This is a genomic window from Lysinibacillus sp. fls2-241-R2A-57 (assembly GCF_030209535.1).
GTDB lineage: Bacteria > Bacillota > Bacilli > Bacillales_A > Planococcaceae > Lysinibacillus.
Genome location: NZ_JARVRU010000070.1, coordinates 15,121 through 33,877 on the forward strand (window position 1 = coordinate 15,121; position 18,757 = coordinate 33,877).

The 18,757-nt window shown below is 36.5% G+C and carries 22 protein-coding genes; 6 read left to right on the top strand and 16 right to left on the bottom strand.

Going from position 1 to position 18,757, the window contains the following annotated elements:
• Positions 1 to 11 precede the first annotated feature (11 nt).
• Both dltC and dltD read left to right on the top strand, forming a co-directional pair.
• Positions 12 to 245 (top strand): D-alanine--poly(phosphoribitol) ligase subunit 2, encoded by a 234-nt coding sequence (gene dltC, locus QRN68_RS12850; RefSeq protein ID WP_285397289.1) that lies wholly within the window; start codon positions 12 to 14, stop codon positions 243 to 245.
• Positions 242 to 1,429: a D-alanyl-lipoteichoic acid biosynthesis protein DltD gene (dltD, locus tag QRN68_RS12855; protein WP_285397290.1), complete on the top strand. Its 1,188-nt coding sequence runs from the start codon at positions 242 to 244 to the stop codon at positions 1,427 to 1,429. The genes dltC and dltD overlap by 4 nt, the downstream gene beginning before the upstream one ends.
• Positions 1,430 to 1,803: 374 nt before the next feature.
• Here dltD and QRN68_RS12860 read toward each other — a convergent pair whose 3' ends face one another.
• The 4 genes from QRN68_RS12860 to QRN68_RS12875 all read right to left on the bottom strand — a co-directional run bounded on the left by QRN68_RS12860 (position 1,804) and on the right by QRN68_RS12875 (position 3,718).
• Positions 1,804 to 2,220: a GNAT family N-acetyltransferase gene (locus QRN68_RS12860; protein ID WP_285397309.1), complete on the bottom strand. Its 417-nt coding sequence runs from the start codon at positions 2,218 to 2,220 to the stop codon at positions 1,804 to 1,806.
• Between the two features lie 25 nt (positions 2,221 to 2,245).
• Positions 2,246 to 2,761 (bottom strand): GNAT family N-acetyltransferase, encoded by a 516-nt coding sequence (locus QRN68_RS12865; protein ID WP_285397291.1) that lies wholly within the window; start codon positions 2,759 to 2,761, stop codon positions 2,246 to 2,248.
• Between the two features lie 181 nt (positions 2,762 to 2,942).
• Positions 2,943 to 3,455, bottom strand: coding sequence for a hypothetical protein (locus QRN68_RS12870; protein WP_285397292.1), 513 nt, complete (start codon positions 3,453 to 3,455; stop codon positions 2,943 to 2,945).
• A complete protein-coding gene (locus QRN68_RS12875) occupies positions 3,452 to 3,718 on the bottom strand; it encodes a hypothetical protein (protein WP_285397293.1) in 267 nt (88 codons plus the stop codon). The genes QRN68_RS12870 and QRN68_RS12875 overlap by 4 nt, the downstream gene beginning before the upstream one ends.
• A 619-nt stretch (positions 3,719 to 4,337) precedes the next feature.
• Here QRN68_RS12875 and QRN68_RS12880 point away from each other — a divergent pair.
• Positions 4,338 to 4,943 carry a hypothetical protein gene (locus QRN68_RS12880; protein WP_285397294.1) on the top strand — a complete coding sequence of 202 codons (606 nt, stop codon included), beginning with the start codon at positions 4,338 to 4,340 and terminating at the stop codon, positions 4,941 to 4,943.
• A gap of 52 nt (positions 4,944 to 4,995) precedes the next feature.
• Positions 4,996 to 5,280 carry a hypothetical protein gene (locus tag QRN68_RS12885; protein ID WP_285397295.1) on the top strand — a complete coding sequence of 95 codons (285 nt, stop codon included), beginning with the start codon at positions 4,996 to 4,998 and terminating at the stop codon, positions 5,278 to 5,280.
• 219 nt (positions 5,281 to 5,499) lie between these two features.
• Here the strand turns inward: QRN68_RS12885 and QRN68_RS12890 are convergent, their stop codons facing one another.
• The 3 genes from QRN68_RS12890 to QRN68_RS12900 form a co-directional block, all read right to left on the bottom strand.
• Positions 5,500 to 6,048 carry a DUF6241 domain-containing protein gene (locus QRN68_RS12890; protein ID WP_285397296.1) on the bottom strand — a complete coding sequence of 183 codons (549 nt, stop codon included), beginning with the start codon at positions 6,046 to 6,048 and terminating at the stop codon, positions 5,500 to 5,502.
• A 327-nt stretch (positions 6,049 to 6,375) separates the two neighbouring features.
• Entirely contained in the window at positions 6,376 to 6,657 is a 282-nt protein-coding gene (locus QRN68_RS12895) for a site-specific integrase (RefSeq protein ID WP_350224351.1), read from the bottom strand.
• A 167-nt stretch (positions 6,658 to 6,824) separates the two neighbouring features.
• Positions 6,825 to 7,589: an SDR family NAD(P)-dependent oxidoreductase gene (locus QRN68_RS12900; RefSeq protein WP_285397297.1), complete on the bottom strand. Its 765-nt coding sequence runs from the start codon at positions 7,587 to 7,589 to the stop codon at positions 6,825 to 6,827.
• Between the two features lie 147 nt (positions 7,590 to 7,736).
• Between QRN68_RS12900 and QRN68_RS12905 the strand changes: the two genes are divergently transcribed.
• Positions 7,737 to 8,099, top strand: a complete 363-nt coding sequence (locus tag QRN68_RS12905) for a MerR family transcriptional regulator (RefSeq protein ID WP_285397298.1) — start codon at positions 7,737 to 7,739, stop codon at positions 8,097 to 8,099.
• Positions 8,100 to 8,820: 721 nt separating this feature from the next.
• Here the strand turns inward: QRN68_RS12905 and QRN68_RS12910 are convergent.
• The 7 genes from QRN68_RS12910 to QRN68_RS12940 form a co-directional block, all read right to left on the bottom strand.
• Complete coding sequence (locus tag QRN68_RS12910) at positions 8,821 to 9,246, bottom strand: tyrosine-type recombinase/integrase (RefSeq protein ID WP_285397299.1); 426 nt, start codon at positions 9,244 to 9,246, stop codon at positions 8,821 to 8,823.
• Between the two features lie 160 nt (positions 9,247 to 9,406).
• The gene (gene eno, locus QRN68_RS12915; RefSeq protein ID WP_285397300.1) at positions 9,407 to 10,699 is read right to left on the bottom strand and encodes a phosphopyruvate hydratase; all 1,293 of its coding nucleotides are present in this window, start codon (positions 10,697 to 10,699) and stop codon (positions 9,407 to 9,409) included.
• A gap of 2 nt (positions 10,700 to 10,701) precedes the next feature.
• On the bottom strand, positions 10,702 to 12,243 hold the full coding sequence (gene gpmI / locus QRN68_RS12920; protein WP_285397301.1) for a 2,3-bisphosphoglycerate-independent phosphoglycerate mutase: 1,542 nt from the start codon (positions 12,241 to 12,243) through the stop codon (positions 10,702 to 10,704).
• Positions 12,236 to 12,997: a triose-phosphate isomerase gene (gene tpiA, locus QRN68_RS12925; protein WP_285397302.1), complete on the bottom strand. Its 762-nt coding sequence runs from the start codon at positions 12,995 to 12,997 to the stop codon at positions 12,236 to 12,238. The genes gpmI and tpiA overlap by 8 nt, the downstream gene beginning before the upstream one ends.
• A gap of 21 nt (positions 12,998 to 13,018) precedes the next feature.
• Positions 13,019 to 14,203, bottom strand: a complete 1,185-nt coding sequence (locus QRN68_RS12930) for a phosphoglycerate kinase (protein WP_285397303.1) — start codon at positions 14,201 to 14,203, stop codon at positions 13,019 to 13,021.
• A gap of 409 nt (positions 14,204 to 14,612) precedes the next feature.
• Entirely contained in the window at positions 14,613 to 15,629 is a 1,017-nt protein-coding gene (gene gap / locus QRN68_RS12935) for a type I glyceraldehyde-3-phosphate dehydrogenase (RefSeq protein WP_285397304.1), read from the bottom strand.
• A 148-nt stretch (positions 15,630 to 15,777) separates the two neighbouring features.
• Positions 15,778 to 16,809 (bottom strand): sugar-binding transcriptional regulator, encoded by a 1,032-nt coding sequence (locus QRN68_RS12940; RefSeq protein WP_285397305.1) that lies wholly within the window; start codon positions 16,807 to 16,809, stop codon positions 15,778 to 15,780.
• Between the two features lie 435 nt (positions 16,810 to 17,244).
• Here QRN68_RS12940 and QRN68_RS12945 point away from each other — a divergent pair, with 435 nt between their 5' ends.
• Complete coding sequence (locus QRN68_RS12945; RefSeq protein WP_285397306.1) at positions 17,245 to 17,793, top strand: NAD(P)H-dependent oxidoreductase; 549 nt, start codon at positions 17,245 to 17,247, stop codon at positions 17,791 to 17,793.
• Between the two features lie 42 nt (positions 17,794 to 17,835).
• On the opposite strand, the gene QRN68_RS12950 is transcribed toward QRN68_RS12945, so the two are convergent.
• Together QRN68_RS12950 and QRN68_RS12955 are read right to left on the bottom strand one after the other, a co-directional pair.
• On the bottom strand, positions 17,836 to 18,015 hold the full coding sequence (locus QRN68_RS12950) for a hypothetical protein (RefSeq protein WP_285397307.1): 180 nt from the start codon (positions 18,013 to 18,015) through the stop codon (positions 17,836 to 17,838).
• A 177-nt stretch (positions 18,016 to 18,192) separates the two neighbouring features.
• The gene (locus QRN68_RS12955; protein WP_285397308.1) at positions 18,193 to 18,552 is read right to left on the bottom strand and encodes a winged helix-turn-helix transcriptional regulator; all 360 of its coding nucleotides are present in this window, start codon (positions 18,550 to 18,552) and stop codon (positions 18,193 to 18,195) included.
• Positions 18,553 to 18,757: the final 205 nt, after the last annotated feature.

The following is an 18,757-nucleotide window of genomic DNA, read 5'->3' on the forward strand; positions in this document are numbered from 1 at the left end:
AGATTTATAAAATGGATAAACAACAAATTTTTGAAATGCTAGTAGAGTTATGCGAGGACGATATCGTTTTAGAAAACCCAGATATCGATCTATTTGAAGAAGGACTTCTTGATTCATTCGGTACCATTAATTTATTAGTAGAAATTGAAAACCGCTTTGACATCTCAGTGCCAATTACTGATTTTAACCGTGAGGAATGGAACACGCCAAATCGTATTGCAGCGAAATTAGCTGAAAGACAATGATTAAGAAAGGCTTTATATCACTTTTAATTGCTTTTGTTCTTTTTGCTGCATTTTTGTTCTTCCCTAACTCCTGGATAAAAGCTTTTATTTCAGATGAAGATGTAGAGCAAGCAAAAACTAGTATGTCTCCGTTAGTGTTCCAGGGTATGTATTTCCAGGAGCGGATGTTGCAGGAGCCTAATTCCTTACCTTTATATGGCTCCTCAGAATTAAATCGTTTTGACCCCTTCCACCCTTATAATTATGCGCGAGCTACGGATGCCCCGTACACGACATTTATGGTTGGGCGAGGAGGTATGCAGTCAATTACACACTTTTTAAACTTTGCTGCACAGGAGAAAAATTTAAAGGATAAAAAAATTGTATTCATCATTTCTCCTCAATGGTTTACGAAAAAAGGAATGGATGAATTACATTTTTCTCCTAACTATTCAATGTTGCATGCCTACGATTTAGCCTACAATAAGGACATTGATGAAGACCTTCGAAATCGAGCAATGAAACGACTTCTAGAGTTTGATACAGTAAGTCGTGATCAACTGTTAAAAACCATTTATGAATATAAATTATCGGATGGTAAGAAAAGACCTATCGTTGGGCGTCTTGCAATGATGGCTGGTCGTGTCCAAAAGGCTATGCTAGAGAAAAAAGATTTGTATTACTCGATTTTCCCTCGTGAGTCGCATAAATTAAAAGATAAAGACGAACTAGTTACGAATCAAACATTTGAGCAACAATTGAAAAATGCTGAGGAATATGGCGAAAAACGTGTATCCAATGATTTAATGATTGAAAATAAATTTTATAAACGACTTGTAAATTCGAATTTATCTAAGTTTGAAGGAATGCGAAAGAACGAAGATTATACGAATTCACCCGAATATGAAGATTTTCAGCTAGTCATTGATGTGTTAAAGGATGCTGGTGCAAAGCCATTATTTATCTCTATTCCAGTAAATGGTCATTGGTATGACTACACAGAATACCCTGAGGAACGTCGACAAAAATATTACGAAAAAATGAATAACATCTTAACTGATGCTAATGTTCCATATGTTGACTTCTCTGGCCATGAATATGATCCGTATTTTATTATGGATACGATTCATATTGCATGGAAAGGTTGGGTATATCTAGATCAAGAACTAGACAAATATTGGGCACAGCAAGAAGTTGTTAAATGAACGAAGAGACAGTCTAACGTGTTAATCACGAAAGACTGTCTCTTTTTTTCGAAATACTATTGTGTCAAAGAAATAAAGGTGTCACTTCGACAAAACAAGGGGTTGATCCTTTGCAATTGAGGACTTTTTTGGAGGCATCGGGGCGACAGATGTTTTTTGTGCGAAAGCGCAGTGCAAACGTAGCGACAGCGACAAATGTTTTTTGTGCGAAAGCGCAAGCGAAGTTGGTCACGAAGGCTTTATCACAGTACGTGATGCTTTTAACCTTCGTTCCCCTATTCACTTCGCTGCAGGGTCTCATCTGTGACACTGATTCCCAAGGAGTCGCCCAACCTCCATCAGATGGAAGTTTATTTCAATACCTTCTTAATTTGTTATTCATATTTCATAACCCAATATTTTTCCTTTTCCCCTTCTTCGTTTACCTTCTTCCAACCATTCTTCTCATAAAATTTCAACGCTATATGATTTTCGGATACACATTTTAATCTTAACGGTTTATTCATTTTTTTAATGGAGGCATTTAGTAAGTGACCCCCTATACCTTTACCAAAGTAATTTGGATTAATAAATAAATTATGAATAAAATTATCTGGCAAGTATAATGATGCAAATCCAAGTAGATGATTATCTTCTTCCGCTACAATTATATGCTCTCCTATAGTATCTTTATCAAAATCGTCTAATGTCATTTCTTCTAAAGCCGCCCAATGGAAATTTTTACGACGCGATTCCAGATAGATTTTTCTTAATTCCGGGTAATCTAATTTATTCGCCTCTCTAATATTCAGATTCTCACCTTTTCTTTCATAATATTTATGAGTCACTATTGAACGAAAAAAGTCTAAGTTCTTCAGGATCATTGGAAAGTTGGACTAATCTTTCAAACTTCAAGCCTATTTTTTCGAGTAGCTTTGCTGAAGCGTGATTATCTTGAGTTGTGATAGCCACTATACGATTTAGCCCTAGTGTATCTAAACCATATGCCAATGTCGCTGAAGCTGCTTCATAGGCGTATCCTTTGCCCCAATACTGAGGAAGAAAAGCGAAGCCAATATCCACATCTTCTAGCGAGTCTCTTTTAACTAGACCACAAATGCCTATCGGGCTTTGATCTTCTTTTCTTTCAACTAAAAAAAAACAAAAGCCAAATTGCTCATACGTGCGAATTGCTCCATTCTTTATATATTCACGCGCATCCTCTACTGTTCTCAAACCACGATCACCAATGAACTCTAGCCATGAAGGATCATTCATTAGCTCAAGAATAAAATCTGCATCATCTGTTGTTTGTAAGCGAAGGGTAAGTCGTTCTGTTTCAAGAATTTTCATCGTATCCACTTTCCTTTCAGTATTGTATTCTCCATTTTCTAAGCCTATTTTACACCTATATTCATAGCATACGTTTTAGTGATGAGCCAAATGAAATCCATATATTTTATTCCTTACGTTACTGGATATGTGGTACTCTCCTATTAAAAGCAACATTTAAATAAATGTCACTTCGATAATCCTATTTAATGGTTAAATCCTTAATCGTTATATTCAGTCGCTTCGCAGAATCGATTATTATAGATCTAATCGTTTGTATATCATTTAAACTAGAAAGCTTCATTTGAAGTACTACTCCCCCTTTTAAATCGCTCATATTCTCTACTTCTATACTAAAATCTTGAACAAGCTTATTTATAAAAGAAGTTATTCTATCGTTATTTCTTTTCCCAACATATAATAAAACCTTAATCTTATATTTTCTAACGGTATCGGAAAGTAAATACTGATTCAATGCCCAAATATAAGTATCTTTTTCAGCATCATAATAGCTTGGATCTCCAAAATATTTTGTTTCACCACAATGTTGACAAATTGCTATATTACGAACATGATATACACCGATACCGGGCTGTTCAACATTCGCATATACTTCATAAGGAATAAATACATCATTTGAACAAAATCTACAAATAACAGGCTCATTAAAAATCGTAATACGACTTTTTTTCTGCATTAAATCACTTGTACTCATTCTTTTGTTACCTCTGTATACTCAATAATAGATACATGTTTTTGTAACGTATGGTCAAATCGATTCTTTTCTTGAAACATTCGGATATCACCACATGATGTACAGTAAAATGATTGCAATGTGAGTTGATCCGTCACCGTTTCACCTAAAGGACTTAAATCCATATAAACTTCACGATGTTGAAATTGATCGTTCTGACAAAATAAACAAATGAGCTGCTTGTCACGAATTTTTATTTGATACGTGCCTCTTCTTCTAACCATTCATTCACCCCTATTCAAAAATGGCTCTTCACCAAAACGTGTGGTTGATTTCCGTTCCGACTGGGCGCTTTCCTGGGGGCGTCCGATGAGCCGCTTCACTCGCGTTGCTCGCTCCAGGGTCTAATCTGTGACGCTGATCCCCAAGGAGTCGCCCAGCCTCCACTACAATCAACTAATATACAGTGCATATATTTAAAAAAATGTCATCCACAACTTTTGGTGATGAGCCTCAAAAATACCAATCTTTACTAATACGCTCTATACAAATATAAGTTCCAATTTTTAATAAATTTACCATCATCAAAATCCATTTATTGAAGAAACCTGCAACGTCAACGTCAGTACAATAAGTTCAACAACAAAAATAGCGAAAACACTTCTTCTTAGATCCCTTCATATACAATTTTCTCTCACTTGCCTATCCTTTCCCTAATATGTTGAGAAAATAGTAATTCCAATTTCTACACTACGAAGGTTCATCTAAAAGCATATAAACGAAACAAACACATCCATTCCATTAAAGGAATTACAAGGTTTTTTACAATATTTGCCGAATAATAATCTATACAGCAAGTTGTCTTCATTAGGTCAGTAAATTCATAAAAGGTGAGGTTGATTTATGAGAAAAATTTTTATTATCCTACCAACATTATTTTTGTTATTTCTTTCAGGCTGTACTAATCAAAAGAATACAGAAATAGCGACCATTTCAAGTAATACTGATTCTAAATATGTGAGTACTTTTAAAGATTTAAATTTAGGGATATTATACGATTTTGATTTCAAATTAAATGATGCTGACAAGCATTGGATTGATCTTTGGGTTGAAAGTTACAAAGATGGACAATTGGAATCTAAGTCATTAACGTCACTATCTTTTGGGCAAAGTCCAAACAAAGTAGAGGAAGGTAATATAGGATTTGGCATCATAAAAACTGATGATGAATCTTTTGCTTTTCTTTATGGACCAGGCGTTCAAGTAACCCCTCAAAAAATCGGCAAAATTCAATCTGTTGCTGGTATTAGTGGATGGGATTATGCAATTGGAGATAAAACATTCAAATTAGAACTAAATGAAACCTATTTACTGGGTGTATACAGAGAATCAAAAGGAAACTCTATGCGAACATACGACTTGCAGGACGAAAATGAAGTAAAAAAAATGATAGATGATGACCGTCTTGTATATTTATTAAAATTAAAAATAGATGATAGATCCAATTAATTAAAACCTAATTTCTAGGGCATAAGGTGCATTTGAATTATAGTGGGGGATTTTGGGTTTATCAAGCCTGAGCAGTTATCTTGAGGATCCGAGCGCTTTTCTGCCCCACCTGATCACTTTTCTTGGGGACCCGATCACTTTTTCATCCTACCTGATCACTTTCCTTGGATACCCGATCACTTTTCTGCCCTACCTGATCACTTTTCCTGGGGACCCGATCACTTTTCTGCCCTACCTGATCACTTTTCCTGAGGACCCGATCACTTTTCTGCCCTACCTTCTTGGACATCACCTGAGCAACAAAAAAATCGCCTCAAAAGTATTTGCATACCTTTGAGGCGATATTAGTGAAGCTACTAAGTAATAGCTTATTTTAAGTTGCGAGGAATTAAAAATCAGTCGCCCTGCTGCACATCATAGAATCATACGATTAAAAACGAAACTACAACGCCTGTTGATCCAAAACAATTTTACATATGATTTATCCGCCTAAATAAAAAAACGCACCAAACGCGAAACTGGTGCGTTTAGTGACGACAAATAAAAATAACGCCCATTAATGAGTGCCATCATATAAATCATATTTTAAATTGTGCTCAATATATTCTGCTTCTTCCTCGGGCGATAGTAAACGAATTGCTTTCCCTGAATTTCTTGATTCTTCGCCACCTTGAAGTTGCCAAATTTTGTTGTGCTCATCAACGGCGTTTGAAAAATCACCTTTCGACCATCTCTCCAATATTGAAATGTAAAGCTCTTTAAACTTATAATCGTTCATTTTGCATACAGCCAACAATCGGTCAACTTTATCTTGTGTTATTTGCTCGTGACCCCATTTTACTTTAGCTTCAACCTTTTGATGAGACATGCTGTGAATGGCTTCGTTCACTTTGTGTTCTATTAAATTGTCAGGATAAAGTAATTCTTCTTTTGTAACAGTTTTACTTTCAAGAATTGCTCCATTATGTTCAACAGTTGCTTTTTCTTTTTCTTTTTCAGGAACAGGTTTCTCCATATGTTCAGTGAATTTGAAGTAACCAAAAATCCCACCAAAAATGCCCATTATTACAATGATAACGATAGTCGCCTTTGTTTTTCTCTTCATGTTTTTACCCCTCAGTAATTTTTTATCTTTATGTAATTATGTATTGGATTATATTATGTAATTAGGATAATAATAACAGAATGTTGTGATAGGGTTCAATGGATATTAAATGTGGTCAACTCTGACTTTATTGAATTAACGAGCAAGATTTCTCGTTGGTTAAAACATATGGGTACGTCACGAAACATGACGCACTTCAAGGGTGTGCATAATGTACATGACCTCAAAGGGTATAATTAGAGGTTATAGCCTTTATACCAATGGTTCCCAAAGTTCATGCAGTGAACTTTAAAATTTTCATTGTTCTAAGGTTTATGTGGTGAACCTTCACTTTTCTTTTGCATTGTTTGGCACGTATTTTTTGTCGCTCATGCATTTCTTTAACGTGACATATTCTTCCGCCACCAAATGCGTGTAAAACGACCTCAACGATTTAATTACAATGTTAATGTTAGTCGCCTTTTTACCAAGATTTAATTGATGTTGAATATATTTTTTTACATGAACTGTAGAAACGTCTTCAATTTCATTCACCTCATGAAACTCGTCCAGATATTGAATAAAGTGAGTTGTATTGTAGTTATAAGTTTCTGTTGTTCTGATTGAAATAAACTATCGTACTTCGTTAATTCAATAAAAAAAAGAGCTGCAAACGCAACTCTAATGATCTTCAGGTAAAGCACTCCGTTAGTTGAATAACTCTCCTCTATAATAATCTTAAACAATTAGGGTCTTTTTTTTTAGGTTTTCTTTCAATAAAAAGTATTGAATATGAATTAGTTTCTTTCTAATACGATATTTGGATAAATAGGGTCCTTTAATTCAAATTCATACGTAATTCCATCTACTATTCCTACTACCTTTTCACTATCATAAAGGTCGAGCATAAATCCTGCCATTTCTTTAGCAGTATGATACTTTGGTAAAATGCCGGCTAATTTAACATTTTCTTGGAGATCATAAGAACGTTTTATAAATTCTGTTTCAGTAGAAGCGGGAGCTAAAACTTTTGCTTGCATATTTGCCCCTTGAGCTTTTAGTTCGTGTGAAAGCCCTTCTGTAAACGCACTTACATAAAACTTAGTTGAGCAGTAAGTAACAGCATCTGCAACAATTCTATATCCCCCACCTGATGAAACATTGATTAATTGAGTTCCTTCAATATTCGAGTAATCTCGTACGAAAAGTGATGACAAAATTGTTAGAGCTTCGATATTTAAATGTAACATTGTCTCGATTTTATTTAAATTTTGTTCTCCGACAGATGCAAAATTCCCAAACCCTGCATTGTTTATCCAAGTCTCAATTTGATAATTTTTAAGCCCATCATAAAGCTCATATACATTTTTACTAACTGATAAATCAGTTGTTCGAATAATAACGTCTAAATCTGAATTAATCTTCGCTATTTCTGACTTTAATTTCTCAAGCTCATCAGTTCTGCGGGCAACTAGGACTAAATTTTTTCCACGAAATGCAAAAGCTAAAGCAGTTTCATAACCAATTCCTGAACTTGCACCTGTAATAACTGTATATTTCACTTATATTCCTCCTAAATGATACTCTTTACTTGTGTTGTTCAAATTAATTATAATTTGTACAGTTGTTATTATATTCCTTAGAGTAAACTCTAAGTCAAATCCTTTTTTGACCCTTAATGTTTCTATAAAAAATGGAGGTAAATAAATATGTACACGATCGGTGAAATAGCTCAAATATTAGGGGTTAGTACACACACGCTACGATATTACGAAAAAGAAAGTATCATTCTCCCGGATCGAAATGAATATGGAGAAAGACGGTATACTGATTATCATCTAAAATGGTTAACTTTTGTTTTAAAATTGAAAGAAACTAAAATGCCCATAACACAAATTAAAGAATATACCAGTCTATTTAAAAAAGGAGAACAAACTACTGAAGCAAGGTTAAAACTTTTAGAAGATCATAAAAGTTCTATTGAAGTTCAATTAAAAACATTACAAGAAACATATAAAATGCTAGATAAAAAAATATCAACATATAGAGAACTTATTCGGAATAAGGAATAATTTTATTAACAAAATATATTACTCAATTAGCTCCGTTAGATCAAAAAGAAAAGCTACCTTTATTCGGTAGCTTTATCTTAAACTCTTGTACCCGTTACTTGAAGAACATCTAAAGTGTCCCCTTATATTTCTCTGGTTTTCTACATAACTTTCAATTATTAGTCCACATTCAGTACAAATAATATATTCAACATCATACCCAAAGCTTAACTTATTAGATGGATACATAACTGAATACAGGTATGTTGATTAACCATTTTTATCCACCATAATTAAATTAGAAGGATCTGATTTCCGCTACGGGCTACTCGTTTTGTTGCTGTCGCTTCAGATAAAACAATTTGTCGCTGACGCTTCGCTTTCGCACAGAGCAAGGCTTCCTGCTAGCGGGCGTCGAGTAGCCCTTCACTACAAGCTCTTCATCATAACATGTGGTTGATTTCTTTGATAGAAAGAGCTTGTTTTTCGATAAAAGCCCAAATAGTTTCGATAAAATGAGATTTTGTTTCGATAAAAGCTCAAATAGTTTCGATAAAATTAGATTTTGTTTCGATAAAAGCTCAAATAGTTTCGATAAAGAGCGATTTTGTTTCGATAAATCTTCAAAGTATTCCTATAAAACGAACGAAAGTAGCTTTAGCGATTCTGTTTTGGGGCTCGACACTAAATAGCAACAAGAAAAACCCTTTCATCGATCAATAATAAACCTATTTTTCCCTAATCAACACGCCTGAACTGAATAACTACTTTGTTGATGACCTACATAGCGCCATTTTGCTCCTTTCCCGAAAATCTTTAGATTGGTATCATTTATCCAATCGGTTTCTAAATTAATTAATTCTGACAGCCTAATACCCGTATCAGCGAGCATGGCTACAAATACCTTATTTCTTGCATTTAAATACGTTTTAAAATCGTATGCTTCTATCATTTTTGCAACTTCTTTGTCTGTAAATGTTTGAATAACGGTCTTATCTTCTTTCAACAGCTTGGTGCGAGCCATAATGTTTAGCGTGACATATTCTTCTGCAATCAAATACTGAATAAAATCCGTCGTATTGTAGTTATAAGTTTCAATGGTCCTATCTGAATAATTTTTAATCTGTAAATCAAAGATAAACTCCATTAACAAATCCTTTATGAACACACAAAAAACCTCCTATCCATGAGTATTTTAATACCCATAAATAAGAGGCTTACACAATACAACTGTATTGCACAATTTATGCTGATGTATGACATAGCTCAAACCTTGCTAAAATGTCGTGTATGACAAGGTTCAAGCTATTTTCCATACAAATAAATGATTACTTCAAGTTATAGAATGAATTTAAACCAAGGTACTCAGCTGTTGAACCAAGTTGGTCTTCGATGCGAAGAAGTTGGTTGTATTTAGCTACGCGGTCTGTACGTGATGGAGCACCTGTTTTAATTTGGCCAGCGTTTGTAGCAACTGCGATATCAGCAATTGTTGCATCCTCAGATTCACCAGAGCGGTGAGAGATAACTGCTGTGTAACCAGCGCGTTTTGCCATTTCGATTGCATCAAATGTTTCTGTTAATGTACCGATTTGGTTTACTTTGATAAGGATTGCATTACCAACACCTTGCTCAATACCAGCCGATAATTTTTTCGTATTTGTTACAAATAGATCGTCACCTACTAATTGTACGCGAGCGCCGATACGATCTGTTAATAATTTGTGTCCTGCCCAGTCGTTTTCGTCTAAGCCATCTTCAATTGAGATGATTGGGTATTTATTTGTAAGCTCTTCGTACCAGTCAACCATTTCTTCAGAAGTTTTAACAACACCTTCACCGTCTAAGTGATATTTGCCATCTTCTTTATTGAATAGTTCAGATGAAGCAACGTCCATTGCAAGTTTCACTTCTTCACCTGGTTTATAGCCAGCTTTTTCGATTGCTTCTAAAATTACAGTAATTGCTTCCTCGTTAGAACCAAGGTTTGGTGCGAAACCACCTTCATCACCTACAGCTGTATTATAGCCTTTCGCTTTAAGTACTGCTTTTAAGCTGTGGAAGATTTCAGCACCCATACGTAATGCATGACGGAATGATTCTGCGCCTACAGGCATTACCATGAATTCTTGAATGTCTACGTTGTTGTCAGCGTGAGCGCCACCATTTAAGATGTTCATCATTGGTACTGGTAGTTGTTTTGAGTTAAATCCACCAAGATATTGATAAAGAGGTACATCTAAATAATCTGCCGCAGCATGTGCAACTGCCATCGATACGCCTAGAATTGCGTTGGCACCTAGTTTACCTTTGTTTTCTGTGCCGTCTAGCTCGATTAAAGCTTTGTCGATAACTACTTGGTCAAGAACAGAATAGTTGCCTTCTAACTCTTCAGCAATAATTGTGTTTACATTTTCAACTGCTTTTAATACACCTTTGCCTAGGTAACGTGAGTTGTCACCGTCGCGTAATTCTACTGCCTCATATTCACCAGTAGATGCACCTGATGGCACGATAGCGCGACCAAAAGCGCCTGATTCTGTAAATACTTCAACTTCTACTGTTGGGTTCCCACGTGAGTCTAAAACTTCGCGCGCATAAATCTGTGTAATAAATGGCATAATTAATTCTCCTCTTTTTCAATTAATGATTGTCCTGTCATTTCAGAAGGTTGTGACACCTCTAATAATTCTAACATGGTTGGCGCCAAATCGGCTAAAATGCCACCATTTCTTAACATTAAATTTGGTTTTGTCACAATTACTGGAACAGGATTTGTTGTATGAGCTGTCATTGGCTCCCCTACTAAAGTAAGAACTTCATCAGAGTTACCATGGTCAGCTGTAATAATAGCTGCGCCACCTTTTGCAAGGATCGCATCTACTACTTTACCAAGACATTCATCGACTGCTTCAATGGCTTTAATCGTTGGCTCTAACATTCCACTATGCCCAACCATATCTGGGTTAGCGAAATTAAGAATGATCCCATCAAATTTATCGGCCGCAATCTCTGCAAGCAATGCATCTGTTACCTCGTAGGCACTCATTTCAGGTTTCAAATCGTATGTGGCAACCTTTGGGGATGCAATTAAAATACGCTCTTCACCGTCAAATTTCTCCTCACGGCCACCACTCATAAAGAATGTAACATGCGGATACTTTTCTGTTTCTGCAATACGAAGCTGTGTTTTGCCATTAGTAGCTAACACTTCACCAATCGTATTTTTTAAGTTGTCATTTTCATATGCAACTTGAGCATTTACCTCATCACTATAATGTGTGAAAGACACAAATTTTAAATTTTGTGGGTGATTCGCTGATAAAGCAAAGCCATCAAATTCATTATTTGTAAACACTTTTGACAGTTGAATAGCACGGTCAGGACGGAAGTTGAAGAAAATAACAGCGTCATTATCGTCAATCGTTGCCACTGGTTCTCCATGCTCTTGAACGCTAAATGGGATGACAAATTCATCTGTTACATCGCGCTCATAGGATTCTGCTACACCACTTCTCGCACTGTCAGCTGTTTGACCAACACCCTCTACTAGTACATTGTAAGTAAGGGCTACACGATCCCAACGTTTATCACGATCCATTGCATAATAACGACCATGAATGGAAGCGAATTGACCTACGCCAATTTCCGCCATTTGTTTTTCTGTTTCTTCAATATAGTCTAAAGCCGTTTTTGGCCCAACATCACGACCATCTAAGAAACCATGTACAAAGACTTTATCTAAGCCTTGTTGTTTTGCAAGCTTTAATAGTGCAAACATATGCTCATAATGGCTATGAACACCACCATCTGAAAGTAAGCCCATAATATGAAGCTTTGATTGATGTGCTTTCGCATGTGCAATTGCATCCAAAAATGCTTTATTCGTAAAGAAATCCCCTTCACGAATAGATTTGTTTAAGCGTGTTAAGCTTTGATAGACAATACGTCCAGCACCGATATTTAGGTGACCAACTTCAGAATTCCCCATTTGACCATCAGGTAAACCTACCGCTTCACCTGATGCAGTTAATGTTGAGTGTGGGAATTCATTCCAAAAACGATCGAAATTAGGTTTATTTGCTTGGGCTACTGCATTCCCGAACGTTTCATCACGGAATGCAAAGCCATCTAAAATAATTAATGCTACTGGCTTTTTAGGCATTTGCTGCCGCCTCCAATAATGTTAAATATGATTCTGGTTGTAAACTTGCACCGCCAACTAAAGCGCCGTCGATATGTTCTTTTGATAATAGTTCCTGAATGTTTTCAGGTTTTACGCTACCGCCATATTGAATTCGTACAGCATCGGCCGTTTCAGCGTTATATAATTCTTTGACTACTGCACGAATTGCGCCGCATACTTGGTTTGCATCTTCTGCTGTAGCTGTTTTACCTGTACCAATTGCCCAAATCGGTTCATAGGCAATCACCATATGCTCCACTTCTTGTGCTCCAAATCCAGCAAGTGCAGCTGTAATTTGATGAGCAACCTTTTGCTCAGTAGTCCCCGCTTCACGTTCCTCAAGCGTTTCACCACAGCAAATAATTGGTACGATATTATGCGCTAGTGCTGCAGCAACCTTTTTATTGATTGCTTCATCTGTTTCATTATAGTATTCACGTCGTTCAGAATGACCTAAAATAACATAGTCTACTTCCACACTTGCTAGCTGTGCTGGACTAATTTCTCCAGTGAATGCACCTTCGTTTTCATAATGCATCGTTTGTGCGCCAATGGCTAGCTCTGATTCACTAGCAACCTGCACAAGTGTAGGTAGATAAAGTGCTGGTGCACAAACAACAGCGTCTACTTTATCGTTTGAAGGGAGTTTGTCCTGTATAGCATCGACAAACTGGATCGCCTCTTCAAATGTTTTATACATTTTCCAGTTACCTGCAATAATTGGTTTACGCATCGTTTTGCCTCCCAAATTGTATTATTTATCGTTTAATGCCACAATTCCTGGTAGCTCTTTACCTTCCATTAATTCAAGTGATGCACCGCCACCAGTTGAAATGTGGTCCATTTTATCGGCAACCTCAAATTTTTCAACTGCTGCTGCAGAATCCCCGCCACCGATCACTGTATAACCAGTTGTTGTTGCCATTGCGTCAGCTACAGTTTTTGTACCATTCGCAAATTTATCCATTTCAAAAACACCCATTGGTCCATTCCAAATAATTAGTTTAGAATTTTTAATAACCTCTGCATAATTAGCTGCTGTTTTCGGACCGATATCTAAGCCCATCCAATCGGCTGGAATAGCGTCTACATCAACAATTTTTGTTTCTGCATCTTTTGAAAATTCGTTTGCGACAACTGCATCGATTGGCATATGTAATTGCACGCCTTTTGCTTTTGCCTTTTCAATAAAGGATTTTGCTAGGTCGATTTTATCTTCTTCTAATAAAGATTTACCGATATCATGACCTTGCGCTTTAGTAAATGTGAATGATAAACCGCCGCCGATAATTAGGTGATCTACCTTTTCTAATAAGCTTTCAATAACGCCAATTTTATCTTTAACTTTGGCACCACCGATAATGGCTGTAAATGGACGCTCTGGGTTAGATAAAGCTTTACCAAGCACATCTAATTCCTTTTGCATTAGGAAGCCAGAAACAGCTGGTACATGCTTGGCAATTCCTTCAGTTGACGCATGTGCACGGTGAGCGGCACCAAACGCATCATTGACATAAACGTCCGCTAATTTTGCAAATTGCTCTGCTAATGCTGGATCATTTTTCTCTTCTCCAGCGTGGAAGCGTACATTTTCAAGTAGAATCATATCGCCATTTTGCATGTTTGCAACAGCTTCTTCTACTTTTACACCAATTGACTCATCTAATTTAGTCACCGGTTTACCCATTAATTCAGCTAGACGAATTCCTACAGCAGTTAGGCGCATATCTTCTTTTACTTCACCTTTTGGACGACCTAAGTGAGAGGCTAAAATAACTTTGGCACCTTGCTCAACCAAATATTCAATTGTTGGGATTGCTGCTCGAATACGTGTTTCGTCAGTAATTGCACCATCTGCCATCGGTACATTAAAATCAACACGTACAAATACGCGCTTGCCTTTTACATCAATATCTTTCATCGTCTTCTTATTTAACATGAAGAAACCCCCTTCAAAGTTTTAGTCGTGAATTTCCTGGATTCACCCACCTTGGCTCCTCACATCATTCACGTAACTGTTTTAGATAAAATATGCGGTCCATCATCACATAGGATTGATTCTGTTTAACAAGCCTTTTCGGAATGAAGTACCCTTTTACTTGCTTTTATAGTAGCAAAAGTCACGTTCTATGTCTTGCAATTGCATAACCAGTTATAAGGAAAGCGACCATTCCTTATATTCGGCATGCATCCATCTTATATACGTATAAAAAAGAGTAAGGGTAAATTTCCCTTACTCTCATTACCCTTGTATATTATATCTTTTAGATATTATAAAGGCTATACTTTTTATGCGTAAAAAGCGGTATTATGTCACACTTTTTACTTCAACTTTCGAATTATGACACTTATTTATTGTGTAATCCATTTTTTGCGATATATAAAGCTAAGTCCATTAAACGAGTAGAGTAACCAATTTCGTTATCATACCACGCTAGAACCTTTACCATACTATTTTCTAATACCATTGTAGAAAGACCATCTACAGTTGAAGAGTTATGGTTACCATTGTAGTCAATTGAAACTAATGGTAGTTCGTTATATCCTAAAATGCCTTTAAGTTCGTTTTCTGAAGCTTCTTTTAATGCAGCATTAATAGTTTCTTTTGTTACTTCTGATTTTAGCTCCACTACTAAGTCAACACATGAAACGTTTGGCGTCGGTACACGCATAGAGAAGCCATCTAGTTTACCTTTTAATTGAGGTAATACTTTTGACACTGCAACTGCTGCTCCTGTTGTTGTTGGAATCATTGACACTGCACCAGCACGTGCGCGACGTGGATCAGAGTGCGGGAAGTCAAGGATACGTTGGTCGTTTGTGTAAGAGTGAATTGTTGTCATCATACCGCGTTGAATACCAAATTTTTCATCAAGTATTTTAGCTACTGGTGCTAGACAGTTTGTTGTACAAGAAGCGTTTGAGATCACGTCATCTGTTTCTGGATTGTAGTCCTCGTGGTTAACACCCATTACAAATGTCGGCATTTCACCTTTCGCTGGAGCTGAAAGAATCGCTTTTTTAGCACCTGCTTGAATATGCTTACCTACTTCTTCCATCGAGCGGAATCTACCTGTACATTCAAGTACTACATCAACCCCTAGTTCACCCCAAGGTAAATTAGCAGGATCTTTTTCTGCATAAACGTTGATTTTTTTCCCATTCACTACGAAAGAATCGCCTTCTGCATAAACATCAGCATCGTAGACACCATGTACTGAATCATAAGTTAATAAGTGTGCGAGCTGACCTGCATCTGTTAGGTCATTTACTGCAACTACTTCGAATTCATCGTGCTTCATCGCTTCACGAAATACTAAACGTCCAATACGTCCAAATCCATTGATTGCTAATTTTAATGCCATTGTCAATTCCTCCAATAATGTTTATATAATTATTTTTCGCCACTGACATCTAAAAGTGGCTTTATGCTCATTCAGAGAGTGTTTTAACACCCGCTGAGAAACGAGTTACAAGTATTTTCCCACCGTTAAAGATGGTAGTTATTTAAATTTATAAAGAAGGTAATCCTTCAGCGATAGCTTTTGCGGCTGCCTCATCTGTTATAAAAATTGTTTGCTTTGGTGCTACCTTAAAGTACGATAGCATTGCCTTCACTTTTTGTTTACCAGCAGCAACTGCAATGACTTGCTTACTTCTTTGAACTTGCTCAAACTGAATACCGATTGTTCGAATTCGATGTACAATTTCGCCTTCTGCATTGAAATAATAGCCAAATGCTTCACTAACTGCACCCTTTTCTTCGAGAATCCGTAAATCCTCAGGTGATGAATTACGACGAACAGCCATTTCCTCTGCTGAGCCAATACCATGAATGACACAATCTGCACGATCATAATAATCCATCATTTCAGTTACCATTGGCTCTGTTAACATTGCTTGATAAGCCTGCTCACTTAAATGCTCTGGTAAAAACAAGGTACGATACTGTGCATCCATCTGCATGGCGAAGGTTGAGACAAGAGTATTGGCTTGCATTTGCATTTCATGGCCAATGCCTCCACGTGCAGCAACAAATGTAATATTATGTGTATCAGCTGGTTGTAAAAATTGCGTGAGTGATGCAACCGACTTTCCACCAGTGACAGCTACTATCTGACCTTCAAAGCTTGTTGATATAAATTGATGTGCTGCCTCTTTTCCAAGCAATGTTAATACCGTATCGTCTTCATTGTAATCACCTGGAACAACAATTACGTGCTGTAAGCCAAAATGATTTTCCAGTTTTTTTGCTAGCTGTGTAAGACCAGACCATTCATAGATAAGTGCTCTTAGTTTTTCAATAACTACTTCACCGTCGTCTGTACATACCATACCCGATTTTTGAGAATCTAATAACCCTTGTTCACGTAAAATATCCGTTTCTTTACGAATTTCTCGTTCGGTCATTTTAAGTGAATCTGCAAGTGTTCGACGCCCAATCGGCTGCATTAGCTGAACTGTTTGCAAAATACGATATCTCAATTGAAGAAGCGGATACATTTCTGGAAGTAGCCTTTGCTGTGCCTCAGGTACAGATAACATATTTATCTACTCCCTTTTTAATAGCTATGGGTTACTTTTTGTCCCACTATATAAAATTATGTCCCACTTATGATTTCATTATAATCCTCTTTATAATAAAGAGCAAGTAAATGCTATGTATTGGCATAAAGAATTATTATTTACAGCAAAGTAGCTTATTTGCGCCTATGTTGGGGTTCATTGGATGAAATTTTCACTGAATCTAAAATAAATTTTGATCACAAGTACACTACAAACATGGATTCTACAATAGAAAAATTCCATCCATTTTGAAAAGATGAATTGTTAGAAAATCGCACCCGCTAGTTGAAAACACATTTAGCTGGGGGACACTTACCTTAACGATAGTACCTGAACTAAATGTGCGTACTTACTTATGTGCGGTTTGTTCTTTATACTCGAGAAGAAATAAATAATTCTTGGGAGGACTAAACTTTGAAAACTCTAGTTATCGTAACTCACCCTAGCATAGATACTTCAGTCATAAATAAGCGATGGGTAACTGAACTTAAAAAATATCCGGAAAAATATACTGTACACGAATTGTATAAGGTGTACCCTGATGGAAACATTGATGTAGAACAAGAACAAAAATTGGTTGAGTCTCATGGGAATCTTGTTCTTCAGTTTCCTATATATTGGTTTAATTGTCCGCCTCTCTTGAAAAAATGGCTTGACGAAGTATTTGCTTACGGTTGGGCTTATGGTTCAAATGGAGGGAATAAATTAACGAATCGAAAAGCTGCTTTAGCAGTGTCTGCAGGAATTAATAAAAAAGATTATAGTGAAGAGGGAAGATATCGCTATACACTCGAGCATTTATTATCTCCTTTCGAAACTACCTTCCAATACTGTAATGCAGATTATCGTTCGTTCTTTGCGTTTTATGGCACAGAAGAAGCACCTAGTATGGAACATGAACAATTTACAGGAGAATTGGAAAAAAGCTCACAAGATTATTTGAATTTTGTTGACAACCTGTAAAAGATTGCTTTTTGAATAAGATAAAGAGGCTTAGACAAAACCTCATTTTTCTGCAGGGAAAGTGGAGCGAGGCGCAACGGCAGCGACAAAAATCTTTAATGAGCTGCAGTTTTGAGATTTATCGAGAACTTTTGATTGTTTATCGACCAACTTTTTTAATTTATCTACCAACTTTTTTAATTTATCTACCAACTTTTGAAAAATATCGACATCTACCTTCATGCAACACTCTCTGATCGCACTGATAATTTACGCCGCTTATGACATAAGCACATTTTTTTACGCAAAATAACATCAAAAACGCGAGAAATCAACGTTTCTAAAATTGATTTCTCGCGCTTTTAAGGTTTTGAGCAGTTATGTCCCAGCCTCTTCGATTGAAACAACATAACTCTGTGCTTACCTCTGTAAAGCCTCTAGAGCTGACAAACGGTTTCTCTCTCCCCACTCGCACATCATGTTTAACACAGGAATGATTGAAAGACCACGTTCAGATAATGAATATTCAACTTTTGGAGGTATTTGAGGAAACTCCTTGCGAATGATAAGGCCATCTGTCTCCAAATCTTTTAACATGGTGCTTAGCGTTTTGAAGGGAATGGTACCGATACAGCTCTTCAATTCATTAAACCGCATAACCTCATTTTCAGACAGCCAATACATAATAATCATTTTATATTTTCCACCAATTACGGACAACGTGTATCCAAAGCTAGTGTTTTTTAATTCCACGCCGGTCGGAACACAGGTTTCACGCATAAATTACACTCTCCTTTTGGCAAGTATATACTACAAAAATCACATACTATATAATAGATAATTATACATCATTTCCTTATTATATATAAAATGGGTTCATCACCAAAACGGGTGGTTGATTTCCGTTCCGGCTAGGCGCTTTGCTGCTGGCGCTTCGCTTTCGCACAGATAAAACATTTGCCGCTGACGCTTCGCTTTCGCGCAG

Coding starts and splice junctions, on each gene's coding strand:
- QRN68_RS12875 (WP_285397293.1), bottom strand. CDS start 3,718: ATGGTTAGAAGAAGAGGCACGTATCAAATAAAAATTCGTGACAAGCAG.
- QRN68_RS12955 (WP_285397308.1), bottom strand. CDS start 18,552: ATGCGTGAAACCTGTGTTCCGACCGGCGTGGAATTAAAAAACACTAGC.
- QRN68_RS12950 (WP_285397307.1), bottom strand. CDS start 18,015: ATGAAGGTAGATGTCGATATTTTTCAAAAGTTGGTAGATAAATTAAAA.
- QRN68_RS12940 (WP_285397305.1), bottom strand. CDS start 16,809: ATGTTATCTGTACCTGAGGCACAGCAAAGGCTACTTCCAGAAATGTAT.
- QRN68_RS12865 (WP_285397291.1), bottom strand. CDS start 2,761: ATGAAAATTCTTGAAACAGAACGACTTACCCTTCGCTTACAAACAACA.
- QRN68_RS12890 (WP_285397296.1), bottom strand. CDS start 6,048: ATGAAGAGAAAAACAAAGGCGACTATCGTTATCATTGTAATAATGGGC.
- gap (WP_285397304.1), bottom strand. CDS start 15,629: ATGGCATTAAAATTAGCAATCAATGGATTTGGACGTATTGGACGTTTA.
- dltD (WP_285397290.1), top strand. CDS start 242: ATGATTAAGAAAGGCTTTATATCACTTTTAATTGCTTTTGTTCTTTTT.
- QRN68_RS12870 (WP_285397292.1), bottom strand. CDS start 3,455: ATGAGTACAAGTGATTTAATGCAGAAAAAAAGTCGTATTACGATTTTT.
- QRN68_RS12905 (WP_285397298.1), top strand. CDS start 7,737: ATGTACACGATCGGTGAAATAGCTCAAATATTAGGGGTTAGTACACAC.
- dltC (WP_285397289.1), top strand. CDS start 12: ATGGATAAACAACAAATTTTTGAAATGCTAGTAGAGTTATGCGAGGAC.
- tpiA (WP_285397302.1), bottom strand. CDS start 12,997: ATGCGTAAACCAATTATTGCAGGTAACTGGAAAATGTATAAAACATTT.
- QRN68_RS12930 (WP_285397303.1), bottom strand. CDS start 14,203: ATGTTAAATAAGAAGACGATGAAAGATATTGATGTAAAAGGCAAGCGC.
- QRN68_RS12880 (WP_285397294.1), top strand. CDS start 4,338: ATGAGAAAAATTTTTATTATCCTACCAACATTATTTTTGTTATTTCTT.
- gpmI (WP_285397301.1), bottom strand. CDS start 12,243: ATGCCTAAAAAGCCAGTAGCATTAATTATTTTAGATGGCTTTGCATTC.
- eno (WP_285397300.1), bottom strand. CDS start 10,699: ATGCCATTTATTACACAGATTTATGCGCGCGAAGTTTTAGACTCACGT.